Below are 1,031 nucleotides of genomic sequence, written 5' to 3'. Positions count from 1 at the left end.
TGCAACGCGCGGGGGCGCGACCGCGCCGGGCGCCTGCGGCATCGCCGAACCGACACTGGAATTCGGAACCACGACGGCAGGCTTCTGCTCTTTGGCGCCGTACCCGTCGATGAGCACCAGGCCGAGTCCGGCGATCGCTCCGAGCGCCGCGACCACGGCCCCGGCGACCAGCGCCTTCGTTCCCCCCGAGCGTGGCTTCGCGGTCACGGTCGTGGCCGCAGGGTCCTCAGGCGCGACGGGTCCAGACAGCGAGCCGTCCTCGATCTCGGGGTCGCCAAGCGGGCTCGACGCCCACGCCTCGGCGACGGTGAGATCCTCGTACGGGGTGGCGGCGAAAGTCGTCGACCTGAAGTCTTCGATGGTGCTCATGGCGTGTTCCTTCACTCTGCTCGCGGCCCTGGTGGGCCGCCGTCACAGGTAGGATCGGCCGGCCCGGACGGCGCGGACACATTTTCGGAACCTTTTTCTCCGCGACCCCACGCGTTCTTCGCCCCGGGCCGAATATGCGGCGAATACCTCATGCGCTGAAGCGGTGCGCTGGCGCATAGTAGGTTGCGAGCGCTCGGGAAATCGGACGTGAGAGGACTGCCGTGTCATTGTTGGGGACCCTGAAGGCGGCGCGGGTCGAGGCACGGCGCGCCAGAGACGCCGAGTTCGCCCGCCTGGTCGCACTGCCGCCGACGGAGGAGCTGGCCGCGCAACTCATGGCCGCATTCGGGCCCGACGGGCCCAAGCGCGGCAAACCGTTGACCCAGTACGACTTCATCAAATGGGTGGCCCGCCGGGCGGAGTTCACCTCCCGCGGTCAGCGAGCCATGAGCTTCAAGAGGCTGGTCGCGCCCGTGCGCGAGGCCCTGCAGGTGTTAGAGCACAGCGAACTGGTGTACCTGAGCGTCGGGGGCGAGGGAAAGCCCGACAATTGGCATCCCACCAATCGGGGAATGGTAGCGCTGGACGAAGGGTACGACGCTGTCGCGCAATGCATCTCGGCCCGACGGTTACGGAACGACGAGACCCGGTGAGACGAGGGG

2 protein-coding genes are annotated in these 1,031 nt (G+C 68.3%); one reads left to right on the top strand and one right to left on the bottom strand.

The genetic code is table 11. The annotated features are described in order from the left end of the window. On the bottom strand, positions 1 to 369 hold a 369-nt coding region (locus A5701_RS23310), incomplete at its 3' end, for a hypothetical protein (protein WP_156670233.1). A 221-nt stretch (positions 370 to 590) separates the two neighbouring features. Between A5701_RS23310 and A5701_RS23305 the strand changes: the two genes are divergently transcribed. Next, positions 591 to 1,022: a hypothetical protein gene (locus A5701_RS23305; RefSeq protein WP_067759855.1), complete on the top strand. Its 432-nt coding sequence runs from the start codon at positions 591 to 593 to the stop codon at positions 1,020 to 1,022. The last annotated feature ends 9 nt before the right edge of the window (positions 1,023 to 1,031 follow it).

It is taken from the genome of Mycobacterium sp. E3305, from assembly GCF_001666785.1.
GTDB lineage: Bacteria > Actinomycetota > Actinomycetes > Mycobacteriales > Mycobacteriaceae > Mycobacterium.
Note: the sequence above shows the minus strand (reverse complement) of the source record. Positions and strands in the feature narration are given on the sequence as shown.